Below are 460 nucleotides of genomic sequence, written 5' to 3'. Positions count from 1 at the left end.
CACGCGTTTCGCTACCCACGACATTATCGCCTTCTTTCACCGCGCCAATACGACTGATATCAAGACGAACGGAGGCGTAGAATTTCAGCGCGTTTCCGCCGGTGGTGGTTTCCGGGTTACCAAAAATCACGCCAATTTTCATACGGATCTGGTTGATGAAGATCAGCAGCGTATTGGACTGTTTCAGGTTCCCCGCCAGCTTACGCATCGCCTGGCTCATCATACGCGCCGCGAGGCCCATGTGAGAGTCGCCGATTTCGCCTTCGATTTCCGCTTTCGGCGTTAGCGCCGCTACGGAGTCGACCACAATGACGTCCACCGCGCCTGAACGCGCCAGCGCGTCACAGATTTCCAGCGCCTGCTCGCCGGTATCCGGCTGAGAACAGAGCAGGTTATCGATATCGACGCCCAGCTTGCGTGCGTAAACAGGGTCAAGCGCGTGTTCCGCATCGATAAACGC

Annotated in this window: 1 pseudogene; it reads right to left on the bottom strand. The window is 57.0% G+C overall.

Features of this window, described 5'->3' with window-relative positions:
- Positions 1-460, bottom strand: a pseudogene (locus ACEWB7_RS17625) (DNA recombination/repair protein RecA); the annotation flags it as partial.

This window comes from Acinetobacter sp. NIOH-H-8, assembly GCF_046635365.1.
Classification (GTDB): domain Bacteria; phylum Pseudomonadota; class Gammaproteobacteria; order Pseudomonadales; family Moraxellaceae; genus Acinetobacter.
The sequence above is the reverse complement of the archived record's forward strand: the minus strand, read 5'-3'. Positions and strand labels throughout refer to the sequence as shown.